At 75.0% G+C, this 26,741-nt stretch carries 25 protein-coding genes; 18 read left to right on the forward strand and 7 right to left on the reverse strand.

All coding sequences use genetic code 11. The annotated features are described in order from the left end of the window. The first annotated feature begins 25 nt into the window (after positions 1 to 25). Positions 26 to 961: a type IV toxin-antitoxin system AbiEi family antitoxin domain-containing protein gene (locus tag H2O74_RS06090; protein WP_182113580.1), complete on the forward strand. Its 936-nt coding sequence runs from the start codon at positions 26 to 28 to the stop codon at positions 959 to 961. 178 nt (positions 962 to 1,139) lie between these two features. Here the strand turns inward: H2O74_RS06090 and H2O74_RS06095 are convergent, their stop codons facing one another. Further along, on the reverse strand, positions 1,140 to 2,003 hold the full coding sequence (locus tag H2O74_RS06095) for an Fpg/Nei family DNA glycosylase (RefSeq protein ID WP_182113581.1): 864 nt from the start codon (positions 2,001 to 2,003) through the stop codon (positions 1,140 to 1,142). A 63-nt stretch (positions 2,004 to 2,066) separates the two neighbouring features. Here H2O74_RS06095 and H2O74_RS06100 point away from each other — a divergent pair, with 63 nt between their 5' ends. Further along, positions 2,067 to 3,878: a proline--tRNA ligase gene (locus H2O74_RS06100; RefSeq protein ID WP_182113582.1), complete on the forward strand. Its 1,812-nt coding sequence runs from the start codon at positions 2,067 to 2,069 to the stop codon at positions 3,876 to 3,878. Between the two features lie 19 nt (positions 3,879 to 3,897). Here the strand turns inward: H2O74_RS06100 and H2O74_RS06105 are convergent, their stop codons facing one another. Then, complete coding sequence (locus H2O74_RS06105; protein ID WP_182113583.1) at positions 3,898 to 5,031, reverse strand: DUF4439 domain-containing protein; 1,134 nt, start codon at positions 5,029 to 5,031, stop codon at positions 3,898 to 3,900. Between the two features lie 81 nt (positions 5,032 to 5,112). On the opposite strand from H2O74_RS06105, the gene rimP reads away from it, so the two are divergent. The 12 genes from rimP to H2O74_RS06165 all read left to right on the forward strand — a co-directional run bounded on the left by rimP (position 5,113) and on the right by H2O74_RS06165 (position 18,253). Then, complete coding sequence (gene rimP / locus H2O74_RS06110) at positions 5,113 to 5,700, forward strand: ribosome maturation factor RimP (protein ID WP_255491815.1); 588 nt, start codon at positions 5,113 to 5,115, stop codon at positions 5,698 to 5,700. Further along, complete coding sequence (nusA, locus tag H2O74_RS06115; protein WP_182113584.1) at positions 5,700 to 6,806, forward strand: transcription termination factor NusA; 1,107 nt, start codon at positions 5,700 to 5,702, stop codon at positions 6,804 to 6,806. Before rimP ends, nusA begins: the two co-directional genes overlap by 1 nt. 89 nt (positions 6,807 to 6,895) lie before the next feature. Further along, a complete protein-coding gene (locus H2O74_RS06120) occupies positions 6,896 to 7,237 on the forward strand; it encodes a YlxR family protein (RefSeq protein WP_370525841.1) in 342 nt (113 codons plus the stop codon). A gap of 56 nt (positions 7,238 to 7,293) precedes the next feature. Further along, positions 7,294 to 10,116 carry a translation initiation factor IF-2 gene (gene infB / locus H2O74_RS06125; protein WP_182113586.1) on the forward strand — a complete coding sequence of 941 codons (2,823 nt, stop codon included), beginning with the start codon at positions 7,294 to 7,296 and terminating at the stop codon, positions 10,114 to 10,116. A 105-nt stretch (positions 10,117 to 10,221) separates the two neighbouring features. After that, positions 10,222 to 10,698 (forward strand): 30S ribosome-binding factor RbfA, encoded by a 477-nt coding sequence (gene rbfA / locus H2O74_RS06130; protein ID WP_182113587.1) that lies wholly within the window; start codon positions 10,222 to 10,224, stop codon positions 10,696 to 10,698. Further along, positions 10,613 to 11,605, forward strand: a complete 993-nt coding sequence (gene truB / locus H2O74_RS06135) for a tRNA pseudouridine(55) synthase TruB (protein ID WP_182113588.1) — start codon at positions 10,613 to 10,615, stop codon at positions 11,603 to 11,605. The genes rbfA and truB overlap by 86 nt, the downstream gene beginning before the upstream one ends. A gap of 77 nt (positions 11,606 to 11,682) precedes the next feature. Next, positions 11,683 to 12,690, forward strand: a complete 1,008-nt coding sequence (locus H2O74_RS06140) for a bifunctional riboflavin kinase/FAD synthetase (RefSeq protein WP_182113589.1) — start codon at positions 11,683 to 11,685, stop codon at positions 12,688 to 12,690. Positions 12,691 to 12,785: 95 nt separating this feature from the next. Continuing rightward, entirely contained in the window at positions 12,786 to 13,055 is a 270-nt protein-coding gene (rpsO, locus tag H2O74_RS06145) for a 30S ribosomal protein S15 (RefSeq protein WP_035059732.1), read from the forward strand. Between the two features lie 225 nt (positions 13,056 to 13,280). Then, complete coding sequence (locus tag H2O74_RS06150) at positions 13,281 to 15,512, forward strand: polyribonucleotide nucleotidyltransferase (RefSeq protein WP_182113590.1); 2,232 nt, start codon at positions 13,281 to 13,283, stop codon at positions 15,510 to 15,512. 1 nt (position 15,513) lies between these two features. Beyond that, positions 15,514 to 16,857 (forward strand): pitrilysin family protein, encoded by a 1,344-nt coding sequence (locus tag H2O74_RS06155; RefSeq protein WP_182113591.1) that lies wholly within the window; start codon positions 15,514 to 15,516, stop codon positions 16,855 to 16,857. A 206-nt stretch (positions 16,858 to 17,063) separates the two neighbouring features. Continuing rightward, positions 17,064 to 17,801: a 4-hydroxy-tetrahydrodipicolinate reductase gene (gene dapB, locus H2O74_RS06160; protein ID WP_255491882.1), complete on the forward strand. Its 738-nt coding sequence runs from the start codon at positions 17,064 to 17,066 to the stop codon at positions 17,799 to 17,801. After that, on the forward strand, positions 17,801 to 18,253 hold the full coding sequence (locus H2O74_RS06165) for a hypothetical protein (RefSeq protein ID WP_182113592.1): 453 nt from the start codon (positions 17,801 to 17,803) through the stop codon (positions 18,251 to 18,253). Before dapB ends, H2O74_RS06165 begins: the two co-directional genes overlap by 1 nt. Positions 18,254 to 18,257: 4 nt before the next feature. Here the strand turns inward: H2O74_RS06165 and H2O74_RS06170 are convergent, their stop codons facing one another. From H2O74_RS06170 to H2O74_RS06185, 4 genes are all read right to left on the reverse strand, one after another. Beyond that, positions 18,258 to 18,827, reverse strand: a complete 570-nt coding sequence (locus tag H2O74_RS06170) for a GNAT family N-acetyltransferase (protein ID WP_182113593.1) — start codon at positions 18,825 to 18,827, stop codon at positions 18,258 to 18,260. Positions 18,828 to 18,945: 118 nt separating this feature from the next. Continuing rightward, the gene (locus tag H2O74_RS06175) at positions 18,946 to 19,263 is read right to left on the reverse strand and encodes an AzlD domain-containing protein (RefSeq protein ID WP_182113594.1); all 318 of its coding nucleotides are present in this window, start codon (positions 19,261 to 19,263) and stop codon (positions 18,946 to 18,948) included. Then, positions 19,260 to 20,018 carry an AzlC family ABC transporter permease gene (locus H2O74_RS06180; protein WP_182113595.1) on the reverse strand — a complete coding sequence of 253 codons (759 nt, stop codon included), beginning with the start codon at positions 20,016 to 20,018 and terminating at the stop codon, positions 19,260 to 19,262. The genes H2O74_RS06175 and H2O74_RS06180 overlap by 4 nt, the downstream gene beginning before the upstream one ends. After that, positions 20,015 to 21,505 (reverse strand): NAD-dependent succinate-semialdehyde dehydrogenase, encoded by a 1,491-nt coding sequence (locus H2O74_RS06185; protein ID WP_182113596.1) that lies wholly within the window; start codon positions 21,503 to 21,505, stop codon positions 20,015 to 20,017. The genes H2O74_RS06180 and H2O74_RS06185 overlap by 4 nt, the downstream gene beginning before the upstream one ends. A gap of 52 nt (positions 21,506 to 21,557) precedes the next feature. Between H2O74_RS06185 and H2O74_RS06190 the strand changes: the two genes are divergently transcribed. Genes H2O74_RS06190 through H2O74_RS06205 form a run of 4 tightly spaced genes read left to right on the forward strand, consistent with a single transcriptional unit; the run spans position 21,558 to position 25,543 of the window. Continuing rightward, positions 21,558 to 22,361 carry a thymidylate synthase gene (locus H2O74_RS06190; RefSeq protein WP_182113597.1) on the forward strand — a complete coding sequence of 268 codons (804 nt, stop codon included), beginning with the start codon at positions 21,558 to 21,560 and terminating at the stop codon, positions 22,359 to 22,361. Continuing rightward, positions 22,361 to 22,915: a dihydrofolate reductase gene (locus H2O74_RS06195; protein WP_182113598.1), complete on the forward strand. Its 555-nt coding sequence runs from the start codon at positions 22,361 to 22,363 to the stop codon at positions 22,913 to 22,915. Before H2O74_RS06190 ends, H2O74_RS06195 begins: the two co-directional genes overlap by 1 nt. A gap of 9 nt (positions 22,916 to 22,924) precedes the next feature. Continuing rightward, positions 22,925 to 23,845, forward strand: a complete 921-nt coding sequence (gene dapA, locus H2O74_RS06200; RefSeq protein ID WP_182113599.1) for a 4-hydroxy-tetrahydrodipicolinate synthase — start codon at positions 22,925 to 22,927, stop codon at positions 23,843 to 23,845. 12 nt (positions 23,846 to 23,857) lie between these two features. Further along, positions 23,858 to 25,543: a ribonuclease J gene (locus H2O74_RS06205; protein WP_182113600.1), complete on the forward strand. Its 1,686-nt coding sequence runs from the start codon at positions 23,858 to 23,860 to the stop codon at positions 25,541 to 25,543. 6 nt (positions 25,544 to 25,549) lie between these two features. On the opposite strand, the gene H2O74_RS06210 is transcribed toward H2O74_RS06205, so the two are convergent. Further along, positions 25,550 to 26,728 carry a DNA glycosylase AlkZ-like family protein gene (locus H2O74_RS06210; RefSeq protein ID WP_182113601.1) on the reverse strand — a complete coding sequence of 393 codons (1,179 nt, stop codon included), beginning with the start codon at positions 26,726 to 26,728 and terminating at the stop codon, positions 25,550 to 25,552. Positions 26,729 to 26,741 lie beyond the last annotated feature (13 nt).

A 26,741-nucleotide genomic window follows, 5' to 3' on the forward strand; every position in this document is an offset into this window, starting at 1 on the left:
CGCGTCCCTCGCCGAGCCTGGGCTCATGACCGACACCCTCCTGCCGGCGGAGCTGCACAGCATCGCCGCGACCCATGACGGCGTCCTGCGGCGCTCGCACCTGCTCGCCGCCGGCCTCACGGCGCGCGACATCACGTCGGCCGTCCGGGCGGGACGTGTCGTGAGGCTGTACCGCGACACCTACCGCCTGCCGGCCGCCGACGACGGTCCTGGGGCCGACTTCCTCGCGACGACCGTCGCCGTGCGTCAGCGGCACCCGGACCGCGTGCTCACCGGTGTCGCGGCCGTCGCGGCGCTGGGGCTGCCCGTCTTCGGACGACCGCGGCACGTCCCCGTCGTCCACGACCCGCGCGGCGGTGCGTCGGCCCGTTCGGTGACGCGCACGGTGGCACCCCCGCCGGCGGACCAGCTGGTCCGGCTGCCGACCGGGCTCGTGGCCGGACCTGCCCGCGCGGCCCTGGACGCGGCGCGCCTGGACGGCGTCGTGGCCGGCGTCGTCGCGGCGGACGCGGCGTTGCGCGCCGGCATGACGACCCACGGCGAGCTCGGTCGCGTGCTGGCGAGCATGAGCGGGCTCCTCGGCGTCCACCACGCCCGGCGCTGCGCGGACCTCGCATCGGCCGGGTCGGCCAGCCCGGGGGAGTCGTGGAGTGCGGTCGTCCTGGACACCTACGGCATGCCCCGCGCGGAGCGCCAGGTCGCGCTCCACGACGAGCGCGGCCTCATCGGCGTCGTGGACTTCCTGTGGTCCGGAGCGGCAGTGGTCGGGGAGTTCGACGGCCGGGTGAAGTACGGCCGCACCAACCCGTCCGGCCGTCCGCCCGAGGAGGTCCTGTGGGACGAGAAGGTCCGGGAGGACCGCCTCCGGTCGCGGGGATACGCCGTCGTGCGCTGGACGACGGCGGACCTGCGCGCGCCCGAGCACTGGATCACCCGGCTCCGGCGGTCGTTGGGCGCGTGAGCCCAGCCCGTTGCGTACATCCGGACACCTGGAGGCGTTCCGTACGCGGCCAGCTGGTCACTTGTGCGCGTCCGAACATCGGGACGGGCGGGGCGGCGGGACGGGCGGGGCGGGGAGGCGGTGAGGGCCGGCGGGCGGGGTCGGCCGGTGGTCCGGCCGGGCTGCGCCGGGGCGGGGGTCAGCGGAGGAGGCGGCTCATGCGGCGGTCGGCCAAGGGCTTGCCGCCCGTCTGGCACGTGGGGCAGTACTGGAGGGAGGAGTCCGCGAACGAGACCTCGCGGACGGTGTCGCCGCACACGGGGCAGGTCTCGCCGGTCCGGCCGTGCACCTGCATGCCGCGCCGCTTGGCGTCCTTGAGCTCCGCGGCGGGGCGCCCGCTCGCGGCGTCCAGCGCGCCCGCGAGCACCTCCCGGATCGTGCGGTGCAGCAGCGCGACGTCCTCGGCGTCCAGCGAGCGGCTCAGCGCGAAGGGGCTCATCTGCGCGGCGTGCAGGATCTCGTCGGAGTACGCGTTGCCGATGCCGGCGATCTGGCGCTGGTCGCGCAGCAGGCCCTTGAGCTGCTGGTTGCGCGCGCTGAGCAGCTCGCCCAGCCGCTCGGGCGTGAACTCGTCCGACGTCGGCTCCACGCCGAGGGTCGCGACCATCTCCACCTGCTCGGGGTCGGCGACGACGTGGACGGCGAGGCGCTTGCGGGTCCCGGCCTCGGTGAGGTCGAAGCCCGCGCCGTCGTCGAGACGCACCCGGAGCGCGATCGGCGACTTCCCGGGCCGGAGCACCGTGCGCGGCACCTCGTCGTACCAGCGGACCCAGCCCGCGCGCGAGAGGTGCCACAGCAGGTGCGGGCCGTCGACGGTCGCCAGGTCCAGCCACTTGCCGTGCCGGCCCACCCCGGCGACCTCCCGGCCCACCAGCTCCGACGGCGCCGAGGAGAAGGTCTTCAGCGCGCTGATGGCGCCCACCTCGACGCCCGCGACGGTGCGACCACCGGCGCGCGACGTGAGGAACCGGGCCAGGGCCTCGATCTCGGGCAGCTCGGGCACCAGCCCATGGTGCCCGCTCGGGAGCCCGACGGGAACCGCAGCGCCCGCCACTAGGCTGACCGCATGCTCCTGCGGATGTCGACCCTGTTCGTGCGCACCCTCCGGGAGGACCCGGCCGACGCCGAGGTCCCCAGCCACCGGCTGCTGGTCCGGGCGGGCTACATCCGCCGCGCCGCCCCCGGGATCTACACCTGGCTCCCGCTGGGTCTGCGGGTCCTGCGCAAGGTCGAGCAGGTCGTGCGCGAGGAGATGGACGCGATCGGCGCCCAGGAGGTGCACTTCCCGGCGCTCCTGCCGCGGGAGCCGTACGAGGCGACGGGTCGCTGGACCGAGTACGGGCCGAACGTCTTCCGCCTCAAGGACCGCAAGGACGCGGACTACATGCTCGCGCCCACCCACGAGGAGGTCTTCACCCTCCTCGTCAAGGACCTGTACTCCTCCTACAAGGACCTGCCGCTCGCGCTCTACCAGATCCAGACCAAGTACCGCGACGAGGCCCGGCCGCGCGCCGGCCTGCTCCGGGGCCGCGAGTTCGTCATGAAGGACGCGTACTCGTTCGACGTCGACGACGCCGGGCTGGAGGCCTCCTACCACCGCCACCGCGAGGCCTACCTGCGGATCTTCGCGCGGCTCGGGATGGACGTGGCCGTCGTGGCCGCGATGTCCGGTGCGATGGGCGGGTCGCGGTCGGAGGAGTTCCTCATGCCGACGCCGATCGGGGAGGACACCTTCGTGCGCTCGCCCGGGGGCTACGCGGCGAACGTCGAGGCGGTCACGACGCCCGTCCCCGACGCTGTGCCGTACGACGACGCCCCCGCGGCGCACGTGGAGGACACGCCCGACACGCCCACCATCGCGACGCTCGTCGACGTCGCGAACGAGCGCTTCCCGCGGCCCGACCGCCCGTGGACGGCCGCCGACACGCTCAAGAACGTCGTCGTCGTGCTCGAGCAGCCCGACGGCGAGCGCGAGGTGGTCGTCATCGGGCTGCCGGGAGACCGCGAGGTCGACCTCAAGCGCCTTGAGGCCGCCGTCTCGCCGGCCGAGGTGGCGACGGCGACCGAGGCGGACTTCGCCCGGCACCCCGAGCTGGTCAAGGGCTACATCGGCCCCGGCGTGCTCGGCCGGGCCAACACGGGCCGCGAGGACGCGATCCGCTACCTGCTCGACCCGCGTGTGGTCGAGGGGACCCGGTGGATCACGGGCGCCGACGCGCCCGGGCGGCACGTCTTCGACCTGGTCGCGGGCCGCGACTTCACGGCCGACGGCGTCGTCGAGGCCGCCGAGGTGCGCGCCGGCGACCCAGCCCCCGACGGCTCGGGCCCGCTCGAGCTCGCGCGCGGGATCGAGATGGGCCACATCTTCGCGCTCGGCCGCAAGTACGCGGACGCGCTCGGCCTCAAGGTGCTCAACGAGAACGGCAAGGCCGTCACCGTGACGATGGGCTCCTACGGGGTCGGCGTCTCGCGGGCCGTGGCGGCGCTCGCCGAGACGAACCACGACGACGCCGGCCTCGCGTGGCCGGCGACCGTCGCACCGGCCCACGTGCACCTCGTCGCGACCGGCAAGGACGCGGCGGTCTTCGCCGCGTGCGAGGAGCTCGCCGCGGACCTGCACGGCCGGGGCGTCGAGGTGCTCTACGACGACCGGCCCAAGGTCTCGCCCGGCGTGAAGTTCGCCGACGCCGAGCTGCTCGGCCTGCCGGTGCTCGTCGTGGTCGGTCGCGGGCTCGCGGAGGGCAACGTCGAGGTTCGCCTGCGCCGCGGGGCCGATGCCGGGCTCGCGGCGGGGGAGCGGCCGCAGGCGCAGCAGGTGCCCGTCGGGGACGTCGCCGCCTACGTCGCGGACCTGGTCGCCGGGCTGCTCGAGCGCTGACCGGCCGGCGTCGCCCGCCTCAGGCGAGCTGCTCCGGCAGGCCGGGGAAGGCGGGCACCACGCCGGTGAGCGCCGTGGTCGCGCGCGCCGCGGCGAGCAGGGCGTCCACGAGCACGGTCCGCGCCTGGGGGGCGGCCTGGGCGACCAGCGACGCGTACGACGCCGTGAGGCGCTCCTGGAGGCCCGCCAGCTCGGCGTCGACGGCGGCGGGGTCGCTCGCGGCGTCGAGCAGCGCGGGCGGCAGGCCGTAGGCGACGCGCCGGGGGTCGCTGTCCGTCGCGGCGACGCCCGCCGCGGTCGCCCACGTCTCCGCGCGCTCGCGGTGGTCCCGGGCCGCGGCCGCCGCGGCGGCGCGCGCGTCGCCCGAGCGGCGGGCGGCGGCGACCTCCCAGGCGTAGCCCAGGGCGTCCTCGGACTGGACGACGTCGTTCACGTCCGCGGCGCTGACACCGGCCGGCAGGCCCTCGACGGGTGCCAGCTCGAGCGCGGGCCGCTCGGTGACCGCCGCCGGCCCGGCGAGGGCGTCGGCGAGCAGCGTCCGGCCGACGGCGATCGAGGCGAGCAGGCGGGCCAGCCCGCCGTCGTCCGTCGTGGCGGCGTCGGCGCGCGCGCTCGCCGCTGTCTCGTCGAGCAGCGCCACCAGCTCGGCAGCGGTGGGCGTGGGCGGGGTGGCGCCCGCGGTCGGGGCGGCCGACGAGGCGTCGTCGGGGGTGACCGGCTCGTCGTCGGAGGGCGCTGCGTCGTCGGAGGGCTCGGCGTCGTCGGAGGGCGCTGCGTCGTCGGAGGGCTCGGCGGTCTCAGGGGACTCCGGCGCGGCGGTCGCGTCCGGGAACGGCTCGTACACGCCGCCGAGCGCCTCGACGTGCGCGTCGCTCGCGGTGCCGGTGGTCGTGGCGAGGGCCTGGACGGTGGGGTCCGTCGCCGCCGTGGCGACCGCCGACGCCAGGACCTGCACGGCGAGCGCGTCGGCGGTGGCGCGCTGGCGCAGGGACTCGGCCGCGTCGGGCGAGGGCGCCACGGGCGCGGGGGTCTCCAGGCGCAGGCCGCAGCCGGCGAGGATGGTGACGAGCACCACGGCGAGGACCGCCACCAGGGGCCGGGTCCTCCGGTGGGGTCGGGTCACGGGTGCCGGCAGGGCGGGGGCGCGGGTCATCGCGGCCGATCCTGCCACGCCGCACCGCCGGGGAGTCGTTAGGCTGGGACCGACAAGTCCAGAGGGTCGTATCCACGTCGGGTGGCCCGCCACGACCCACGGGAGGCGAACATGGTCACGCCCGCGAGCTCCGGGCCCACACCGGCTCAACGCGTCAGGCAGGCCGTCGAACCGGCCGTGACGGCCGCCGGCCTCGTCCTCGAGGACGTCGCCGTCAAGCCCGCGGGGCGCCGCACGGTGGTCCGCGTCGTCGTCGACCTGGACGACGACGCCCTCGGCAGCCTCGACCTGGACACCGTCGGCGAGGTCTCGCGCGACGTCTCCGCCGCGCTGGACGCCGCGGACCCCGTCAAGGGCGAGTACGTGCTGGAGGTCTCGACGCCCGGCACGGACCGGCCCCTGACCGAGCTGCGGCACTTCCGCCGCGCCCGCACGCGTCTCGTGCGGCTGACGCTGCGCGACGGCTCGGTCGTCACCGGACGCCTCGCGGAGGCTGACGCCGACGGCTACGTCCTCGACCCGGCGCCCGACGGCGTCGCGACGCGCACGACCCTCGCGCCCGCCGACGTCGTGCGCGGCCAGGTCGAGGTCGAGCTCACCCGGCTCGCCGACACCGGGCACGACGCACCGCACGACCCCATGAACGACGACGAGGAGGGCGACGCCTGATGGACATCGACATGACGGCGCTGCGCCTGGTCGAGCACGAGCGCGACATCAGCCTGGAGACCCTGGTCTCCGCGATCGAGCAGGCGCTGCTCTCGGCCTACCACCGCACGCCCGGCGCCCTCGAGGACGCCCGGGTCGAGGTCGACCGGCGCACCGGGCACGTCACGGTCTGGGCCCGGGAGCGGCTCGAGGCGCCGAGCGAGCCGACCGCGCCCGAGGACGGCGTGGGCTTCGCGACCGCACCGGCGCCGGAGCTCGGACCGGAGTTCGACCACACGCCGGACGGCTTCGGCCGCGTCGCCACGGCCACCGCGCGCCAGGTCATCGTCCAGCGGCTGCGCGACGCCGAGGACGAGCAGGTGCTCGGCGCGTTCCGCGGGACCGAGGGGGAGGTCCTCGCGGGCGTCATCCAGCAGGGCCGCGACCCGCGCACCGTGCTCGTCGCCGTGCGCGGCACCGAGGCCGTGCTCCCGGCGCACGAGCAGGTTCCGACCGAGCGGTACGTCCACGGCGAGCGGCTGCGGGCGTACGTGCTCGACGTCTCCCGCGGTCCCAAGGGCCCGTCGATCACCCTCTCGCGGACCCACCCGAACCTCGTGCGCAAGCTCTTCGAGCTCGAGGTGCCGGAGGTCGCGGACGGCTCGGTCGAGATCACGGCCATCGCCCGCGAGGCGGGCCACCGCACCAAGATGGCGGTGCGGACCTCCGTCGCCGGCCTCAACGCCAAGGGCGCCTGCATCGGCCCGATGGGGGCCCGGGTGCGCGCGGTGATGTCCGAGCTGCACGGCGAGAAGATCGACATCATCGACCACAGCGACGACCCGGCCCAGTTCGTGGGCAACGCGCTGTCGCCGGCGCGCGTGTCCTCCGTCACGGTCGTCGACCTGGCGGCGCGCTCGGCGCGCGTCGTCGTGCCCGACTACCAGCTCTCGCTGGCCATCGGCAAGGAGGGCCAGAACGCCCGCCTGGCGGCCAAGCTCACCGGCTGGCGTATCGACATCCGCTCCGACGAGGGCGGCGACGCGGCGCCCCAGGAGGGCCCGGCGGACGCCGCCGGGACCGCCCCCGGCGACGCGGGGCAGGAGTCCTCGGGTCCCGGTTCGTGACCGAGCGCGCTAGACTTGCCGAGGCTGGACCGCGCGTCCGGCGTCCCGAGCCCGTGCCCGGCCCCCTCGTGGGGCCGGTCCGTACGTGTGTGGGGTGCCGGCAGCGGGGTCAACGGTCCGTCCTCCTGCGGGTGGTCCGGGATGACGACGGCGATCTCGCCGTGGTCGACCCGGGACGATGCAGGTCGGGCCGGGGCGCCTGGTTGCACCCCGACCCGGAGTGCCTCGACCTCGCCGAACGGCGTCGTGCTCTACCGCGTGCCCTGCGCACGGGACCGCTCGACATCACCCCGGTCCGCGAGCACCTCGAGACCCTCACCAGCAGCAGTACGGAAAGACCAGCAGTACCGACACCAGCAGTACCTCCGTCGTTCATCGAGAAGGAAAGCGGGTTGGAAGCCGATGGGCACCCGATGAGTACCCGGCGATGAGTACCCAGCACTAACGACGGTCCACCCTGTCCCGGGCGGGCCGAGACAGGAGAGTTGTGGCAAAGGTCCGCGTCTACGAGCTCGCTAAGGAGCTCGGCGTCGAGAGCAAGGCCATCATGGCCAAGCTGAACGAGCTCGGTGAGTTCGTCCGGTCGGCTTCGTCGACCATCGAACCGCCCGTCGTGCGCAAGCTGCGCGACGCCTACCCCGCCGGCTCCCAGGAGCAGGCCCCCCGCAAGGCCGCCCCGCGCCCCGGGCCCGCAGCCCTCGCAGCGCCGTCGGCGCCCGCGGCCCAGGCACCCGCGGCCCCCGCCGCGCCTGCCGCCCCCTCGACCCCCGCACCGGAGCAGGCCGCGCCCGCCGCGGCTGCGCCCGAGCGTCCCGCGCCGGCGGCTCCGGCCGCCCCCGCTGCTCCGCAGACCGAGCGCCCGGCGGCCTCGGCCCCCGGCCCGCGTCCCGGTCCGGCGGCCCCCGCAGCACCCGCGGCTCCGGCCGCTCCCGCTGCGGGTCCGCGTCCCGGCGCACGCCCCGGCGGCCCCCGCCCGGGCAACAACCCCTTCGCCCCGAGCCAGGGCATGCCCCGCCAGGGCGGCCGTCCCGGCGGCGGCGCGCCGCGTCCGGGCAACAACCCGTTCGCGCCGAGCCAGGGCATGCCCCGTCCCGGTGGCACCCGCGGTGAGGGCGCCGGCGAGCGTCCCGGTGGTCCCCGTCCGGCTCCGGCCGGTGCCGGCGGCCCCCGCCCGAACCCCGGCATGATGCCGGGCCGCACGAGCGTCGGTCGCCCCGGCGCCGGCGGTGCCCCGGGGCGCCCCGGTGGCGGCGGTCGTCCCGGCGGTGGCGGCGGCTTCGCCGGTCGTCCCGGTGGCGGCGGCGGTGCGCCTGCGGGCGGCGGCGGCTTCGCCGGCCGTCCCGGCGGCGGTGGTCGCGGTGCCGGTCGTGGCAGCACGCAGGGTGCCTTCGGGCGCGCCGGCGGGCGGCCCGTGCGCGGACGGAAGTCGAAGCGCGCGAAGCGGCAGGAGTTCGAGCAGATGCAGGCCCCCTCGCTGGGTGGCGTGCAGGTTCCCCGCGGTGACGGCAGCACGGTCGTGCGCCTGCGCCACGGGTCGTCGCTCAACGACTTCGCCGACAAGATCGACGCCAACCCGGCGAGCCTCGTCACGGTCCTCTTCCACCTCGGTGAGATGGCGACCGCGACGCAGTCGCTCGACGAGGACACGTTCGGCACCCTCGCGTCCGAGCTCGGCTACCGCATCGAGATGGTGTCGGCCGAGGAGGAGGACCGCGAGCTGCTCGGGTCCTTCGACATCGACCTCGAGGCCGAGCTGGCCGACGAGGACGACTCGCAGCTCACGGCGCGTCCGCCGGTCGTCACGGTCATGGGCCACGTCGACCACGGAAAGACGAAGCTGCTCGACGCGATCCGGTCCGCCGACGTCGTCGCCGGCGAGGCGGGTGGCATCACCCAGCACATCGGCGCGTACCAGATCCACACCGAGCACGAGGGTCTGGAGCGGTCGATCACCTTCATCGACACCCCGGGTCACGAGGCGTTCACCGCCATGCGTGCGCGTGGGGCCCAGGTCACGGACATCGCGATCCTCGTGGTCGCGGCGGACGACGGCGTGATGCCGCAGACCATCGAGGCGCTCAACCACGCGCAGGCGGCCGGCGTGCCGATCGTCGTCGCGGTCAACAAGGTGGACAAGGAGGGGGCCAACCCCGCCAAGATCCGCCAGCAGCTCACCGAGTACAACCTCGTGGCCGAGGAGTACGGCGGCGACACGATGTTCGTCGACATCTCGGCGCTGCGCCGCCAGGGCATCGACGAGCTCCTCGAGGCCGTCCTGCTCACCGCCGACGCCGCGCTCGACCTGCGGGCGAACGCGGACAAGGACGCGCGCGGCGTGGCCGTCGAGGCCAACCTCGACAAGGGCCGCGGCGCCGTCGCGACCGTCCTGGTCCAGTCCGGCACGCTGCACGTCGGCGACGCGATCGTCGCCGGCACGGCGTACGGCCGCGTCCGTGCGATGTTCGACGAGCACGGCGGGGCGCTCACCGAGGCCACGCCGGCGCGTCCGGTCATGGTGCTCGGCCTGACGTCGGTGCCCCGCGCCGGCGACACCTTCCTGGTGGCGCCGGACGACCGCACCGCGCGTCAGATCGCCGAGAAGCGTGAGGCCGCCGAGCGCGCCGCCCTCCTGGCCAAGCGCCGCAAGCGCATCAGCCTCGAGGACTTCACGCAGGCGCTGCAGCAGGGCAAGGTCGAGACCCTCAACCTGGTCCTCAAGGGCGACGTCTCGGGTGCCGTCGAGGCCCTCGAGGACGCGCTGCTCAAGATCGACGTCGGCGACGAGGTCGAGCTGCGCGTCATCCACCGCGGCGTCGGTGCCGTGACGCAGAACGACGTGAACCTGGCGACGGTCGACAACGCGATCATCCTCGGCTTCAACGTCAAGTACGCCGAGCGGGTCGAGGACCTGGCCGACCGCGAGGGCGTCGACGTGCGCTTCTACTCGGTCATCTACCAGGCGATCGAGGACGTCGAGGCTGCGCTCAAGGGCATGCTCAAGCCCGAGTACGAGGAGGTCCAGCTCGGCACCGCGGAGGTGCGCGAGGTGTTCCGCTCGAGCAAGTTCGGCAACATCGCCGGGTCGCTCGTCCGGTCCGGGACCATCCGCCGCAACACCAAGGCGCGCGTCCTGCGCGGTGGCAACGTCGTGGCGGACAACCTCACGATCGAGTCGCTCAAGCGGTTCAAGGACGACGCGACCGAGGTCCGCGAGGGCTACGAGTGCGGTATCGGTCTCGGGTCGTACAACGACCTGCAGGTCGACGACGTCATCGAGACGTTCGAGATGCGCGAGAAGCCGCGCTCCTGAGGTCTCTCGCCGGGAGGGTCGTGCGCCGTGATGACGGCGCGCGACCCTCCCGGCGCTCTCCGGCCGCCCCCACGGCCGTCCCCACCTGCACCCCGGAGGAATGCCATGGTCGACCACCCTCGCGCTCGCAAGCTGTCCGAGCGGATCCAGAAGATCGTCGCCCAGATGCTCGACACCCGCGTCAAGGACCCGCGCGTGGGCTTCGTGACCGTCACCGACGTGCGGGTGACCGGTGACCTGCAGCACGCGTCGGTGTTCTACACGGTGCTCGGCGACGACGAGGCCCGCACCGGTACGGCCGCGGCGCTCGAGAGCGCCAAGGGCCTCATCCGCTCCGAGGTGGGCAAGCAGACGGGGATCCGGCTGACGCCCACGCTCGAGTTCATCGCCGACGCCGTCCCCGAGACGGCCGAGCACCTCGAGCGGGCGCTGCGCGAGGCCGCGGCGCGCGACGCCGAGGTGGCGGCGCTCGCCGCGTCCGCGCGCTACGCGGGCGATGCCGACCCGTACCGCCGCCCTGTCGAGCCGGACGACGAGCCGGACGAGCCCGCCGGCGAGGACGACCGGCCGGCGCAGGCCTGACGTGGCCACCGACGGCCTCGTCGTCGTCGACAAGCCCGCCGGCTGGACGAGCCACGACGTCGTCGCGCGCGTGCGGCGGCTCGCGGGCACGCGCAAGGTGGGCCACGCGGGCACGCTCGACCCCATGGCGACCGGCGTCCTGGTCCTGGGCGTGGAGCGCGCGACGCGCCTGCTGACCTTCGTCGTCGGCGCCGACAAGGAGTACCTGGCCACGGTGCGTCTGGGTGCCCGGACGACCACCGACGACGCCGAGGGCGAGGTCCTGGAGCGCGCCGACGCCTCGGCGGTCGACCCCGCGCGGCTCGCCGCCGAGGTGGCGCGCCTGACCGGCGCCATCCAGCAGCGGCCCAGCGCGGTGAGCGCCATCAAGGTCGACGGCCAGCGGGCCTACGCACGCGTGCGGGCGGGGGAGGACGTCGAGCTGCCGGCGCGCCCCGTCACGGTCCACCGCTTCGACGTCCTCGAGGTGCGTCCCGCGGCGGCCGACGACGGCCCGCCCGGGCTCGACGTCGACGTCGTCGTGGAGTGCTCGTCCGGCACGTACATCCGCGCGCTCGCGCGCGACCTCGGGGCCGCGCTCGGCGTGGGCGGGCACCTCACGGCGCTGCGCCGCACGCGCGTCGGCGGGTACGGGCTCGATGTCGCCCGCACGCTCGAGGAGCTCGAGGCTGGGGTCGGGGTCCTGCCGATGGCCGACGCGGCGCGCGCGACCTTCCCCGTGCGCGAGCTCACGGAGCACGAGGCCTCCGAGCTCTCGTTCGGCCGTCGGGTGCCCGCGGAGCCGTCGCTGCCGGCCACGCGGGACGCCCCCGTGGCGGCGTTCGCGCCCGACGGCGACCTGGTCGCGCTGCTCGCCGACGACGGTGCGGGCCGGTCGCGACCGGTCCTCGTGCTCCGGCCCGCGTGAGGCCCACGGGCGCCCGGCGGGGTCCCGGGCCGGCCCCGAGGTCGGTCGTCGGTCCGTCCCGTGGCAGGCTGTAGGACGTGCACCGCTGGACCGACCTGAGCCAGGTACCCGACGACTTCGGCCCGACCGTCGTGACGATCGGCAACTTCGACGGGGTGCACCGCGGGCACCGCGGGGTGCTCACCCGCATGGTCGCGGACGCCACGGCGTCCGGGCGCCGGGCCGTCGCGGTGACGTTCCACCCGCACCCCGCCCAGGTGCACCGCCCCGAGCGGGCGCCCGAGCTCATCACGGGCATCGCCGACCGCCTCGAGCTGCTCGCCGAGACCGGGCTGCACGCCGTGCTGCTCGTCGAGTACACGCTCGACTTCGCGCGCGCGACGCCCGAGGAGTTCGTGCGGACGTGGCTCGTCGACGGGCTGCGGGCGGCGACCGTCGTCGTCGGGCGCGACGTGCGGTTCGGGCTGCACAACGCGGGCGACCTGGAGACCATGCGCGAGCTCGGGCGGCGCTACGGGTTCGAGGTCGAGGTGATCGAGGACGTCCACGGGACCCCCGCGGACGGTCCGGGTGACGGCGCGCGTCGTTGGTCCTCGACCTGGGTCCGCGAGCTGCTCGCAGCCGGCGACGTCGCGGGCGCCGCGCAGATCCTCGGCCGCCCGCACCGCGTGCGCGGCACGGTGGTCCACGGAGACGCGCGCGGCAGGGACCTCGGCTACCCGACGGCGAACCTCTCGCAGGACGCGACGGGCATGGTGCCCGCGGACGGCGTCTACGCGGGCTGGCTGCGGCGCGTGGGCTTCCCCGCGGACCGCCCGGACGGGTACCTGCCCGTGGCGATCTCCATCGGCACCAACCCCACGTTCGACGGCGTGCAGCGCCGGGTCGAGGCGCACGTGCCGGACCGGACGGACCTGGACCTCTACGACGAGGAGGTCGTCCTGGAGTTCGTCGAGCGGCTGCGCCCGACGGTCCGCTTCGACTCGGTGGACGCGCTCATCGCGCAGATGGCTGACGACGTGGCCCGCACGCGCGTCCGGCTGGCCGGCGGGCCGCTCGAGTCGGTGCTCGGCTCCGCCGACTGATACCCTGGTAGACGCCGTCAGATCGGCCGCGGACCCAGAGCGCCCGGGTGGACATGCCCCGGAGCACCGCGCAGCGAGAACACCAAGGAGAGCACGTGCCCCTCGACGCCGCCACGAAGCAGCGCATCATGACCGAGTACGCGACGACCGAGAACGACACGGGCTCCCCCGAGGTCCAGATCGCGATGCTGACGCAGCGCATCAAGGACCTCACCGAGCACCTCAAGGAGCACAAGCACGACCACCACTCGCGTCGTGGCCTGCTCCTCCTCGTCGGCCAGCGCCGCCGTCTCCTCGGCTACCTGCAGAAGGTCGACATCAACCGCTACCGCAGCCTCATCGAGCGGCTCGGCCTGCGTCGCTGATCGTCCCGCACCAGCCCGGACCCCTCGCGGGTCCGGGCTGGTCCGGTGTCAGGCGCCGCCAGGCGCCGCACGCACCACCCAGCACCACCCGCACGTGAACCCGTACCGCCCGGAACCGGCGTCCGGTCCTCGGTAGTGGATCGCGGAACCGCCCCCGGCGCGTCCGCGGACCACGGTCGAAGACCGTCGCACGAAGCCGGGATCTTCGACGAAGGAGGGCATCCCATGGAGGGACCCGAGATCCAGTTCGCCGAGGCCGTCATCGACAACGGCCGCTTCGGCACCCGCACCGTCCGCTTCGAGACCGGCCGTCTGGCCAAGCAGGCCGCCGGCGCGGCCGTCGCCTACCTCGACGGCGACACGATGCTCCTGTCGGCCACGACGGCCGGCAAGCACCCCAAGGAGCAGTTCGACTTCTTCCCCCTGACGGTCGACGTCGAGGAGCGCCAGTACGCCGCGGGCAAGATCCCCGGCTCGTTCTTCCGCCGCGAGGGCCGCCCGTCCACGGACGCGATCCTCGCCTGCCGTCTCATCGACCGGCCGCTGCGCCCCCTGTTCGTCAAGGGCCTGCGCAACGAGGTCCAGGTCGTCGTCACGGTCATGGCGATCCACCCGGACGACTCGTACGACGTCCTGGCGATCAACGCCGCGTCCATCTCGACGCAGCTCTCCGGCCTGCCGTTCTCCGGCCCCGTCGGCGCCGTGCGCATCGCGCTCATCGACGGCCAGTGGGTCGCCTTCCCGCGCTACTCCGAGCGCGAGCGCGCCACGTTCGACATGGTCGTCGCCGGCCGCGTCGTGGGTGACGACGTCGCCATCGCGATGATCGAGGCCGAGGCTCCCGAGAAGAGCTGGAACCTCATCAAGGACGAGGGTGGCGTGGCCCCCTCCGAGGAGATCGTCGCGCAGGGCCTCGAGGCGGCCAAGCCGTTCCTCAAGGCGCTCGTCGTGGCCCAGCAGGAGCTCGCGGCCAAGGCCGCCAAGCCCGTGCAGGACTTCCCGGTCTTCCCCGAGTACCAGCCCGACGCGTACGCCGCCGTCGAGCAGGCCGCCGAGGAGCGCCTGTCGCAGGCGCTCACGATCGCGGACAAGCAGACGCGCGAGGGTCGCCTGGACGAGGTCAAGGCCGAGGTGCTCGCCGAGCTCGGCGCGCAGTTCGAGGGTCGCGAGAAGGAGCTCTCCGCCGCGATCCGCGCCGTGACCAAGAAGGTCATCCGCCGCCGGATCCTCACGGACGGCTTCCGCATCGACGGCCGCGGGCTGCGGGACATCCGCACGCTCTCGGCCGAGGTCGAGGTGCTCCCGCGCGTGCACGGCTCGGCCATCTTCGAGCGCGGCGAGACGCAGATCCTCGGCGTCACGACGCTCAACATGCTCCGCATGGAGCAGCAGCTCGACACGCTCTCGCCCGAGACGCGCAAGCGGTACATGCACAACTACAACTTCCCGCCGTACTCGACCGGTGAGACGGGCCGCGTGGGCTCGCCCAAGCGGCGCGAGATCGGCCACGGCGCGCTCGCCGAGCGCGCGCTGATGCCGGTGCTGCCGAGCCGCGAGGAGTTCCCCTACGCGATCCGTCAGGTCTCCGAGGCGCTGAGCTCCAACGGCTCCACGTCGATGGGCTCGGTCTGCGCGTCGACGCTCTCGCTGCTCAACGCGGGTGTCCCGCTGCGCGCGGCGGTCGCCGGCATCGCGATGGGCCTCGTCTCCGACACGGTCGACGGCGAGACCCGCTACGCGGCGCTGACCGACATCCTCGGTGCCGAGGACGCCTTCGGTGACATGGACTTCAAGGTCGCCGGCACGCGCGAGTTCGTCACGGCCATCCAGCTCGACACCAAGCTCGACGGCATCCCCGCCGACGTGCTCGGGGGCGCGCTGACCCAGGCCCGCGACGCCCGCCTGTACATCCTCGACGTCATGAACGAGGCGATCGACGCCCCGGACGAGATGTCGCCGAACGCCCCGCGCGTCATCACGGTGAAGGTCCCGGTCGACAAGATCGGCGAGGTCATCGGCCCGAAGGGCAAGATGATCAACCAGATCCAGGAGGAGACCGGCGCCGACATCTCCATCGAGGACGACGGCACGGTCTACATCGGCGCCACCGACGGTCCGTCGGCGGAGGCCGCGCGGGCGGCGATCAACGCGATCGCCAACCCGCACATGCCCGAGATCGGGGAGCGCTTCGTCGGCACGGTCGTCAAGACCACGACGTTCGGTGCGTTCGTCTCGCTCTCCCCGGGCAAGGACGGTCTGCTGCACATCTCGCAGATCCGCAAGCTGGTCGGTGGCAAGCGCGTCGAGAACGTCGAGGACGTGCTCGGCGTCGGCCAGAAGGTCCAGGTCGAGATCGGCGAGATCGACCCGCGCGGCAAGCTCTCGCTGCACGCGGTCATCGAGGGCGGCGAGGCCGGTGCCGAGGCGCCCGCCACGGCCGACGGCGACCAGGCCTGAGGTGTCACTGGACCTTCCGCTGATCCGCCCGGGCCTGCCGGGCAGTGACGTGACCGCCGGGCAGGACGGCGGCGCCCTCGTGCGCCGTACCGTCCTGCCCGGCGGGGTCCGGGTCCTCACCGAGGCGATGCCCGGCCTGCGCTCCGCCACGGTGGGTGCGTGGGTCGGCGTCGGCTCGCGTGACGAGACCGACGGCCACCACGGGTCGACGCACTTCCTCGAGCACCTGCTGTTCAAGGGGACGCAGCGGCGCTCCGCGATGGACATCGCCGAGGCGTTCGACGCCGTCGGCGGTGAGGCCAACGCCGCGACCGGCAAGGAGCACACCTGCTACTACGCGCGGGTGCTCGACGCGGACGTCCCGATGGCGCTGGACGTCATCGCCGACATGGTGACCTCCGCGCGGCTGGACCCCGACGAGCTCGAGACCGAGCGCGGGGTCATCCTCGAAGAGCTCGCGATGAACGACGACGACCCCTCCGACGTCGTGCACGAGCAGTTCGCCGCCACGGTGCTCGGCGCCCACGCCCTGGGCCGCCCCATCGGGGGCACTCCCGCCACGATCCGCGCGGTGCCGCGCGACGCGGTGTGGGAGCACTACCGCGAGCACTACCGGCCCGCCACGCTGGTCGTCACGGCCGCGGGCGGGGTCGACCACGACGCCCTGTGCGGCCAGGTCACCGACGCGCTGCGCGCCGGAGGCTGGGACCTCGACCCCGGCGCCGCCCCGAGCGGGCGCCGGGAGGCCGCCCGCGCCGTCGGCGCCGGCACCGACGGGCTGCCTGCCGCCGGGACCGAGGTCGTCGTCCACCGGACGACCGAGCAGGCGAACGTCATCCTCGGCACGCTCGGCCTCACCGCCACCGACGAGCGCCGCTTCACGCTGTCGGTGCTCAACGCGGTCCTGGGCGGCGGCATGTCCTCGCGCCTGTTCCAGGAGATCCGGGAGCGCCGCGGCCTCGCGTACTCCGTCTACTGCTTCTCGTCCGGCCACGCCGACACGGGCATCTTCGGCCTCTACGCCGGGTGCGCCCCGTCCAAGGTCGACGAGGTGCTCGACCTGCTCGCCGAGGGCTGGGAGCGGCTCGCGCAGGACGGCATCACGGCCACCGAGCTGGAGCGCAGCATCGGCCAGCTCTCCGGCGGGCTCGTGCTGGGCCTGGAGGACACCGGCTCGCGCATGAGCCGGCTCGGCAAGGCCGAGCTGGTCCACGGCGAGCTCCTCAGCCAGGAGGAGTCGCTGCAGCGCATCCGCGCGGTGACCGCCGACGACGTCCGCGACCTGGCGGCCGAGCTGGCCTCGCGCCCCCGGTCCGTCGTCCGCGTCGGCCCCTTCGGCGCCTGACCCCACCCCGGCCCAACCCACCCCCGGCCCTCCGGCCCCGGCCCCGGCCCCCCGGCCCCGGCCGGCCGCCGAGCACGTCCGTTCGACGCCAGGACGTCCGTCGTGCAGGACGTGCTCGCGTGGGACGGACGTGCTCGCGGGCCTCGGGCGGGCGACTAGGGTCGTGGTCCGTGGGTGAGACCAGATCTGATGACGCCTCCCGGCGCCTGCGCGTGGCCGTCCTCGGCGCCGCGGGCCGCATGGGCCGCACGACCTGCGAGGCGGTCGAGGCGGCGCCCGACCTCGACCTGGTCGCGCGTCTGGACGCGGGGGACGACGTCGCCGCGCTGGACGGTGTCGACGTCGCGGTGGACTTCACCGTGCCGTCGGCGACCGAGGCCAACGTGCTCGCCCTCGTCGGTGCCGGGATCCACGCCGTCGTCGGGACGACCGGCTGGGACGACGCCTCGCTCGGCCGAGTGCGCGAGGCGCTGGGTGCCGCGCCGGGGGTCGGCGTCCTCGTGGCGCCGAACTTCGCGCTCGGGGCGGTGCTCGCCATGGCGTTCGCCGCGCGCGCCGCGCGGTGGTTCGAGTCGGCCGAGGTCGTCGAGCTGCACCACCCGGACAAGGTCGACGCACCCAGCGGCACCGCGACCCACACCGCGCGGGGGATCGCGGCGGCGCGGCGGGCTGCCGGGCTGCCGCCGATGCCCGACGCGACCGCGTCGGCGCTCGACGGTGCGCGTGGCGCCGACGTCGAGGGCGTGCGCGTCCACGCCGTGCGCCTGCGCGGCCTGGTCGCGCACGAGGAGATCCTCTTCGGCAACCCGGGGGAGCAGCTGACGATCCGCACCGACTCCTTCGACCGGGTCTCGTTCATGCCCGGGGTGCTCCACGCGGTGCGTACCGTGCCCGGCCGCCCGGGGCTCACGGTGGGCCTCGACCACTACCTGGACCTCGGCTGATGCGCCGCTCGATGATCGGTGCGGCCCTGCTGACCGCGCTCCTGCTGGTCTACCTCGTTGCGGCCGCCGGCCGGGCGGTGACGCTGGTCGCGACGGGCGAGCCCGTCGCGATCGCCCTCGGCGTGGCGGTCCTGGTCCTGCCCGTGCTCGGCCTGTGGCTGGTCTGGCGCGAGTGGCGGCTCGCCGCGACGGTGCAGCACATGGCGGACCGGCTGGCGGCCGACGGCGCGCTGCCGGTCGACGACCTGCCCCGCACACCGGGCGGGCGCGTGACGGCCGAGGCCGCCGACGCCGCGTTCGGCGTGGCGCGGGCGGAGGTGGAGGCGCGCCCCGACGACTGGGCGGCGTGGTTCCGCCTCGGGTTCGCCTACGACGCCGCGCGGGACCGCCGACGGGCCCGCGAGGCGCTGCGCCGCGCCGCGTCGCTGTACCGCGCCGCCGGGCGCCCGTAGCGCCTCAGATCTCCGCGACCCAGCGGTGCTCGGCGACCGCGCGGGTCGCGGCCTCGTCGGCGCTCACCCCGAGCTCGCGCGCGGCGCCGTCGGGCCCGAGCCCGGCCGAGCCGAGGAACTGCGCGCGCCCCTCGTCGCCGTCGAGCACCCAGGTCTGCAGGTGGGTCGCCCCGCCGTCGCGCGCGAGGTCCACGCACGCCGCGAGCAGGCGCGAGCCGTGCCCGGCACGGCGGACGTCGGGGTCGACCTCGAGGGCGACGACCTCGACGGCCCCGGCCGCCGGTGCGTCGGCGCGCTCCGGCGGCACGGCCACCGGGACGCTGGCCGCGAAGCCCACGACGCGCGGCCCGTCGCATGCGACGAGCACGTGGTGGTCGCGCGTGGGCGGTTGCGTGATGGCCGCGGCCCACTGCCGGCGCACGGCCATGACGTCGAGCTGCTCGAGCACGGCCTCGCCGAGCGTCGCCGCGTGCGTGGCGCGCCAGGCGCGGAGCTGGACGCGGGCGATCGCGGCCTCGTCGTCGGTCGTGGCGGGGCGGACGGACACGTCCGCGGTCTCACGGAAGAGCGCCATCAGCGGGCGCTCGGCGTCGGGTTCTGCTGCACCACGGCAGCATGACCGCTGCTCCGGACCCGTGTCGAACCGGCCCCGGGCGTCGCGCGGCGTCGCCGCGAGCCCGCGCGGGCCGCCCTCACAGGGCGCGGAGCACCGCCGCGACGACCGCCGCGAGCACCACGACGACGATGAAGGGCGCCCGCAGCGCGAGCGCGACGGCCGCGACCGCGACCGCGACGAGCCGCGCGTCGACGATGACCGCCGAGTCGGTGGTGGTGAAGGTCTGCACCGCGACGAGCGCGGCGAGCAGCGCGACCGTCACGAGTCCGGCCACCCGCGCGACGCGCGGCTGCTCCAGCCAGTGGGTCGGCACGCGGTGGCCGAGCAGCTTGGTGGCGAAGCAGAGGGCGGCGGCCGCCAGCACCGCCACCCAGGTCGCGGCGTAGGGGCTCACGCGTGCCCTCCCGGGTCGGTCGCGGGTCGTGCCGGTGCGCGCAGGCGCGGGCCGGGGTCGCGCCAGCCGAGGACCACGGCGACGACGGCCGCGGCGAGCACCGGGACGCCCGCGGGTGCGACAGGGGTCAGCGCGAGCGCGACGACGGCCGCTCCGGCCGCGACGACCTGGGCGGCCCGGCTCGCGAGGCGGGGCCAGAGCAGCCCGAGGAACGCGGCGGCCGCCGCCGCGTCCAGCCCCCAGCGCCGCGGGTCGCCGAGGGCGTCGCCCACGACGGCGCCCACGACCGTGAACAGGTTCCAGAGCACGAGCACGCCCAGCCCGGCCCACCAGAACCCGACGCGCGCGAGCGTCGGCGTCGGCTGCGCGGTGGCCACCGCCGTCGACTCGTCGATCGTCACGTGGGCGGCGGCCAGCCGCCGCAGCCCTGCGTAGCGCAGCAGGGGCGCAAGGACGGCGCCGTACAGCGCGTTGCGGGCACCGAGGAGGACGGCGGTCGCCACCGCGGCCCCGCCGGCGCCGCCCGCACCGAGGACGCCGACGAAGGCGAACTGGGAGCCGCCCGTGAACATCAGCAGGCTCAGGGCCATGGTCTGCCAGAGGTCGAGACCCGCGGCGACGGACAGGGCGCCGAACGAGATCCCGTAGACGCCCGTCGCCGCGGCGACGGACAGCGCCTGGCGGACGGCGGCACGGCGCGCGACGTCGTCGGGCCCGGGTCCGTCGTGCGCAGGGCGTGGGGGAGTGCGGGTCACAGCGCGACGTAGACGGTCTCGAGGTACTCCTCGATGCCGGCCTCGCCACCCTCGCGCCCGAGCCCGGACTGCTTCACGCCGCCGAAGGGCGCGCTCGCGTCGGACACCATGCCGCGGTTGATCCCGATCATCCCGGCCTCGACGCCCTCGGCGACGCGCAGGGCGCGGGAGACGTCGCGCGTGTAGGCGTACGCGACGAGGCCGAACTGCGTGGCGTTAGCGAGCGCGAGCGCCTCGTCCTCGGAGGTGAAGGTGACGACCGGCGCCACCGGGCCGAAGATCTCCTCCCGGACGGCGCGCGTCCCGGGGTCCACGCCCGCCAGCACGGTGGGCGCGAAGAAGTGGCCTCGCAGCGCGGCGTCGTCGGGCCGCCCGCCGCCCGTGGTGACGCGGGCGCCGGCGTCGAGCGCCTCGGCGACGACCTCACCGACGCGGTCCACCGCGCGCGCCTCGATGAGCGGGCCGACGGTGACCCCCTCGCGGTGGCCCGGGCCGACGACCAGCCGCTCGAACGCGGCCGTCAGCCCGGCGGTGAACTCGGCCGCGACGGACTCGTGCACGAGGAAGCGGTTGGCGGCCACGCACGTCTGGCCGGCGTTGCGCATCTTGGCGGCGACCGCGCCCTCGACCGCGGCCGGCACGTCCGCGTCCTCGAACACGAGGAAGGGCGCGTTGCCGCCCAGCTCCATCGACGTGCGGAGCACTCCGTCGGCCGCGCCGCGCAGCAGGATCCGCCCCACCTCGGTCGAGCCGGTGAACGACAGCTTGCGCAGCCGGGCATCCGCCAGGAGCGGCTCGACCAGCGCGGACGACGACGACGTCGGCACGACGTTCACGATGCCGGTCGGCAGGCCGCGCTCGGCGAGCACCTCGCGGACGACCTCGGCGAAGAACGCCGTCGTCAGCGGCGTCAGGGCGGCGGGCTTGACGACGACCGGGCAGCCCGCGGCCAGGGCCGGCGCGATCTTGCGCGTGGCCATCGCGAGCGGGAAGTTCCACGGCGTGATGAGCAGCGCGGGCCCGACCGGGCGGCGGAGGACCAGCTGGTGGTTCGCCCCGCCGGGCGCCGTGCGCGCCAGGCCGCCCACGCGGACGGCCTGCTCGGAGTACCACCGCACGAACTCGGCGCCGTAGGCCACCTCGGCGCGCGACTCGGCGAGCGGCTTGCCGCCCTCGGCGGTGATGAGGTCCGCGACCTCGTCGGTGCGCGCCACGAGGCGGTCGAAGACGGTCCGGAGCACGTCCGACCGCTCGCGCGGCGAGGTCGCCGCCCACGCCGGCAGCGCCGCGTCCGCGGCCGTCAGCGCCGCGAGCCCGTCCTGCGGCGAGCCGTCGGCGACCTCGGCGAGCAGGTCGCCGGTCGCCGGGTCGTGGACGTCGAAGGTCCGCCCGGTCGAGGCCTCGCGCCACGCGCCGCCCACGAGCACGCCCGTGGGCACGTCGAGCGGGAGGCTGCCGGACCGCGCGACCAGCTGCACGTTCGCCATGGCGCCAGTATGGCCCTGGGAGCGGGTCGCGGCGGCCCCTACGATGAGCGCCATGGCGCCCGTCCCCACCCCCTACGAGGACCTGCTGCGGCACGTGCTCGAGCACGGCACCCCCAAGGCGGACCGCACGGGGACGGGGACGCGCAGCGTCTTCGGCCACCAGATGCGCTTCGACCTGCGCGAGGGCTTCCCCCTCGTCACGACGAAGCGCGTGCACGTGCGCTCGATCGTCCTCGAGCTGCTGTGGTTCCTGCGCGGCGAGTCGAACGTGCGCTGGCTCCAGGAGCAGGGCGTGACGATCTGGGACGAGTGGGCGGCGCCGGACGGCGAGCTCGGCCCGGTCTACGGGGTCCAGTGGCGCTCGTGGCCCACGCCCGACGGCGGCCACGTGGACCAGATCACCCAGGTGATCGACCAGATCCGCCGCGACCCCGACTCGCGCCGGCTCATCGTCTCCGCCTGGAACGTCGCCGACATCCCGCGGATGGCGCTCGCGCCGTGCCACGCCTTCTTCCAGTTCCACGTCGCCGACGGCCGGCTCTCGTGCCAGCTCTACCAGCGCAGCGCGGACCTCTTCCTCGGCGTCCCGTTCAACATCGCGTCCTACGCGCTGCTGACGCACATGGTGGCCCAGCAGACGGATCTCGAGGTCGGCGACCTCGTGTGGACCGGCGGTGACTGCCACATCTACGACAACCACGTCGAGCAGGTCCGCGAGCAGCTCTCGCGCGAGCCGTTCGCGCCGCCGCGGCTCGAGCTGCGCCGTGCGCCGTCGATCCTCGACTACGCCTACGACGACGTGCAGGTCGTCGACTACCGGCACCACCCCGCCATCAAGGCCCCGGTCGCCGTCTGATGGCGGGACGACCCGCGTCGATCGGCCTCATCTGGGCCCAGTCGGCCGACCGCTGCATCGGGCGCGACGGCGACCTGCCGTGGCACCTGCCCGAGGACCAGGCCCACTTCCGCGAGATCACCACCGGCAGCCCGGTGATCATGGGGCGTCGGACGTGGGAGTCGCTCCCGGAGCGGTTCCGTCCCCTGCCGGGGCGCCGCAACGTCGTCCTGAGCCGGCAGCCCGGCCTCGAGCTGGACGGCGCCGACGTCGTGCCCGACGTCGCCGCGGCGGCCGCGCTCGCCGCGGGGGTCACGGCGTGGGTCATCGGCGGCGAGCAGGTCTACACGCAGTTCCTGCCGCTCGCCGATCGCATCGAGATGACGCAGATCGACGTCATGGTGCAGGGCGACACGCGTGCGCCGACCCTGGACCGGGGATGGCGGCTCGCCACCCGGTCGCCGCACGAGGGGTGGCACACGTCACGCACGGGCCTGCGCTACCGGTTCCTCAGCTTCGTCCGGGAGTCGGGCGGGGACGGACTCCCGGAGCAGCGTCGGACCCCATCGCGGTAGTTTGCTGCCATGGCCCCCACGACTCCCGACGCAGCGGCGACGCCCACGCGACCGTTCGGAGCCCTCCTCACCGCGATGGTGACCCCGATGTCGCCGGACGGCAGCGTCGACCTCGACGCCGCCGCGCGGCTCGCGACGCACCTCGTCGACCACGGGCACGACGGCCTCGTGCTCAACGGCACCACCGGCGAGGCGCCGACCACCCACGCGCCCGAGAAGGCCGACCTCATCCGCGCGGTCGTCGACGCGGTCGGCGACCGCGCCGTGGTCGTGGCCGGTGCCGGGTCCAACGACACCGCGCACGCCGTCCGCATGGCCGAGCAGGCCGCCGAGGCGGGAGCCCACGGGCTCCTCGTCGTGACCCCGTACTACTCGCGCCCGTCACAGGAGGGGATCTACCAGCACACGGTCGCCGTCGCCGACGCGACCGACCTGCCGGTGATGCTCTACGACGTGCCGGCACGGACCGGGGTGCGCTACAGCCTCGCGACGCTCGAGCGGCTGGCGGCCCACGACCGGGTCGTCGCCGTCAAGGACGCGACGGGCGACGTCGTCGGCGCGCTCCGCGCCATCGAGGCGACGGGCCTGGCGTACTACTCGGGCGACGACGCCTTCCTGCTCCCCTTCCTCGCCGTCGGCGGGGTCGGCCTCGTGGGCATGGCGTCGCACCTCGTCGGTGACGAGCTCGCCGCGGTGATCCGCGCCGTGGACGCCGGCGACCTGACCACGGCACGCGAGACCTTCGTCTCGACGCTGCCGATGATCGACCTGGTCTGCGGCAGCGGCAACGGCGCGCTGCGGTCCAAGCTCTCGCTCGCGCTGCTCGGGTTGATCCCGAGCGCGACGATGCGCCTTCCCCAGGCCGCGCCCGACGACGAGGAGGTCGCCCAGGTCCGGGCGGCCCTCGTCGCGGCCGGCCGTCTCGACTGACCCGGAGGTCTGATGTCCCACCCCCACCCCGAGCTCGGGGCCCCGCCCGCACTGCCCGCGGGCGCGCTGCGCATCGTGGCGCTCGGCGGCCTCGGCGAGGTCGGCCGCAACATGGCCGTCCTGGAGTACGACGGTCGCCTGCTCGTGATCGACTGCGGGGTCCTGTTCCCCGAGGACCACCAGCCGGGCGTCGACCTGATCCTGCCCGACTTCGAGTACATCGCCGACCGCCTCGGCGACATCGAGGCCGTCGTGCTCACGCACGGGCACGAGGACCACATCGGCGCCGTGCCGTACCTGCTGCGCATGCGCCCCGACATCCCCCTGGTCGGCTCGCAGCTCACGCTCGCGTTCGTCGAGGCGAAGCTCAAGGAGCACCGCATCAACCCCGTGACCCGCGTGGTCAAGGAGGGGCAGGTCGAGACCTACGGCGTCTTCGAGTGCGAGTTCGTCGCGGTCAACCACTCCATCCCGGACGCGCTGGCGGTCGCCGTGCGCACCGGTGCCGGCACGGTGCTCCACACCGGTGACTTCAAGATGGACCAGCTGCCCCTCGACGGGCGGATCACCGACCTGCGCGCCTTCGCGCGGCTCGGCGAGGCGGGCGTGGACCTGTTCATGGTCGACTCCACCAACGCCGAGGTACCCGGGTTCACCACCAGCGAGCGGGACATCGGCCCCGTCCTGGACTCGGTCTTCGCGGCGGCGGACCAGCGCGTCATCGTGGCGTCGTTCTCCTCGCACGTGCACCGCGTCCAGCAGGTGCTCGAGGCCGCCCACGCGCACGGCCGCAAGGTCGCCCTCGTGGGGCGCTCGATGGTGCGCAACATGACCATCGCGTCGGAGCTGGGCTACCTCACCGTGCCCGAGGGCGTGCTCGTCGACGTCAAGGCCGTCGACGCCCTGCCGCCGCACGAGGTCGTGCTCATGTGCACCGGCTCGCAGGGCGAGCCCATGGCGGCGCTGTCCCGGATGGCCAACCGCGACCACCGCGTCGAGGTCGGCCACGGCGACACCGTGATCCTCGCGTCCTCGCTCATCCCGGGCAACGAGAACGCGGTGTTCCGCGTCATCAACGGCCTGATGCGCCTCGGGGCGAAGGTCGTGCACCAGGGCAACGCCCGCGTGCACGTCTCGGGCCACGCGAGCGCCGGCGAGCTGACCTACTGCTACAACATCCTGCGGCCGCGCAACGTCATGCCGGTCCACGGCGAGGTGCGCCACCTGGTGGCCAACGCGGCGATCGCCGTGCGCACGGGTGTCCCCGCCGACCGCGTCGTGCTGGCCGAGGACGGCGTCGTCGTCGACCTCGTCGACGGTCGCGCGCGCGTCGTGGGCGCGGTCCCGTGCGGGTACGTGTACGTCGACGGCTCGAGCGTCGGCACCATCACGGACGCCGAGCTCAAGGACCGCCGGATCCTGGGCGAGGAGGGCTTCATCTCGATCTTCGCGGTGGTCGACTCCGCGACGGGCAAGGTCATCGCCGGCCCGCAGATCCACGCCCGCGGGTTCGCCGAGGACGAGGCGGTCTTCCAGACCATCCAGCCCGAGGTCGCGCGCGCGATCGAGGAGGCGGCCTCGACGGGGACGGTGGACACCCACCAGCTCCAGCAGGTCGTGCGCCGCGTCGTCGGGCGGTGGGTCTCGGGTCGCCTGCGGCGGCGCCCGATGATCATCCCGGTGGTCGTCGAGGCCTGACCCGGCTCACTCCGCGCGGCCGGCGTAGCGCAGGCCGCGGAACGTCGCGAGGCGCTCCGCCTCGTCGTCGACGGCGGCGTCCAGGTCCGGCGCCCGTCGGTCCCACGGGACCGACGGGCGCACCTGGAGCCGCAGGCTCGACCCGGTGGCGCGCGGCCGCCAGGTCCCGACGACCTCGCCGCCGCGCAGCACGGCGCCCGGCCGTCCCAGGGCCCGCCACAGGTCCGAGCGTGCGGCGGCGTCCGGGACGAGCAGCTCGCGGTCCCGGGCCTGGAGGAACGGGTCCGACGGTCCGAGCAGGTGGACGCGCGCCGGACCGGCGGGCGCCTCCCGCGCGCGCTCCAGCGCGTCGAGGTCGCCGGCGAGCAGCCACCGCCGCTCGCCCTCGAGATCGACCTCGGCCAGCTCGTCGGCGAGCGACGCCCAGTGCCGCCGCACGTCGGCCACCGGGGCCTCGAGGTGCGCCGCGACGTCCGCGGGTCGCGCGGGGCCGTGGAGGTGGAGGTAGGCCCGGACGGTGTCCAGGCGGGCCGGGACGTCGCGGTCCCGCGGCTCGGCCGCGACGAGGGCGGGCAGGGCGTCCAGGTGCCCGCGCCAGCCGGCCACCGGCGTCAGGACGGGCGGCGACGTCCGCGGCTCGAGCTCGAGGCCGGCGTGCAGCGCCGCGAGCCGGAACAGCGACTCGTGGGTGTGCGTCGTCCCGCACGCGGCGCACCACCGCACGTACGCCTGCGGGAGCAGGGGCGTCAGCCGGGAGGAGACCTCGCCCTTCGCCGTCGGTCCGGTGGTGACCTCGCGCATCGCGCGGCCGACGACGACGAGCGCGTCCGTCGCGCTCTGCCCGTCCGCCACGAGGGGCGCCGCGGCGCTCTGCAGGCGGCGACGTGCGTCCTCCTCGGAGAACGGCGCGAGCGCGCGGGCGGCCGCGGGGAGGTCGGCCCGGCGGTAGACGTGCGGCGCCCCGCGCAGCGTCCACGCCAGGGCGAGATCGCGTCCGAGTCCCGCGTCCACGGGTGCGCCGCGCACGGCGAGCGCCCAGGCGGCGGCGTCGGCGCCGGTGTCCTGGACGCCCGCGTCCAGGACGTCCAGACGGTCCCGCCGCCCCCGGGCGTCGAGGTCGAGTCCCTGGGCGGCGGCACGGCGGCGCAGCGCCTGCCCCCGCGACGCCGTCGCCCCGTCGGTCATGGCTGCGCCCCTC

Source organism: Actinotalea sp. JY-7876, from assembly GCF_014042015.1.
Classification (GTDB): Bacteria; Actinomycetota; Actinomycetes; order Actinomycetales; family Cellulomonadaceae; genus Actinotalea.

What these genes read in the sequence shown, in the direction of transcription:
- H2O74_RS06090 (WP_182113580.1), top strand. Translation starts at nt 26, where the DNA reads ATGACCGACACCCTCCTGCCGGCGGAGCTGCACAGCATCGCCGCGACC.
- H2O74_RS06100 (WP_182113582.1), top strand. Translation starts at nt 2,067, where the DNA reads ATGCTCCTGCGGATGTCGACCCTGTTCGTGCGCACCCTCCGGGAGGAC.
- H2O74_RS06105 (WP_182113583.1), bottom strand. Translation starts at nt 5,031, where the DNA reads ATGACCCGCGCCCCCGCCCTGCCGGCACCCGTGACCCGACCCCACCGG.
- nusA (WP_182113584.1), top strand. Translation starts at nt 5,700, where the DNA reads ATGGACATCGACATGACGGCGCTGCGCCTGGTCGAGCACGAGCGCGAC.
- rbfA (WP_182113587.1), top strand. Translation starts at nt 10,222, where the DNA reads ATGGTCGACCACCCTCGCGCTCGCAAGCTGTCCGAGCGGATCCAGAAG.
- truB (WP_182113588.1), top strand. Translation starts at nt 10,613, where the DNA reads ATGCCGACCCGTACCGCCGCCCTGTCGAGCCGGACGACGAGCCGGACG.
- H2O74_RS06150 (WP_182113590.1), top strand. Translation starts at nt 13,281, where the DNA reads ATGGAGGGACCCGAGATCCAGTTCGCCGAGGCCGTCATCGACAACGGC.
- H2O74_RS06165 (WP_182113592.1), top strand. Translation starts at nt 17,801, where the DNA reads ATGCGCCGCTCGATGATCGGTGCGGCCCTGCTGACCGCGCTCCTGCTG.
- H2O74_RS06170 (WP_182113593.1), bottom strand. Translation starts at nt 18,827, where the DNA reads ATGGCGCTCTTCCGTGAGACCGCGGACGTGTCCGTCCGCCCCGCCACG.
- H2O74_RS06185 (WP_182113596.1), bottom strand. Translation starts at nt 21,505, where the DNA reads ATGGCGAACGTGCAGCTGGTCGCGCGGTCCGGCAGCCTCCCGCTCGAC.
- H2O74_RS06190 (WP_182113597.1), top strand. Translation starts at nt 21,558, where the DNA reads ATGGCGCCCGTCCCCACCCCCTACGAGGACCTGCTGCGGCACGTGCTC.
- H2O74_RS06195 (WP_182113598.1), top strand. Translation starts at nt 22,361, where the DNA reads ATGGCGGGACGACCCGCGTCGATCGGCCTCATCTGGGCCCAGTCGGCC.
- dapA (WP_182113599.1), top strand. Translation starts at nt 22,925, where the DNA reads ATGGCCCCCACGACTCCCGACGCAGCGGCGACGCCCACGCGACCGTTC.
- H2O74_RS06205 (WP_182113600.1), top strand. Translation starts at nt 23,858, where the DNA reads ATGTCCCACCCCCACCCCGAGCTCGGGGCCCCGCCCGCACTGCCCGCG.
- H2O74_RS06210 (WP_182113601.1), bottom strand. Translation starts at nt 26,728, where the DNA reads ATGACCGACGGGGCGACGGCGTCGCGGGGGCAGGCGCTGCGCCGCCGT.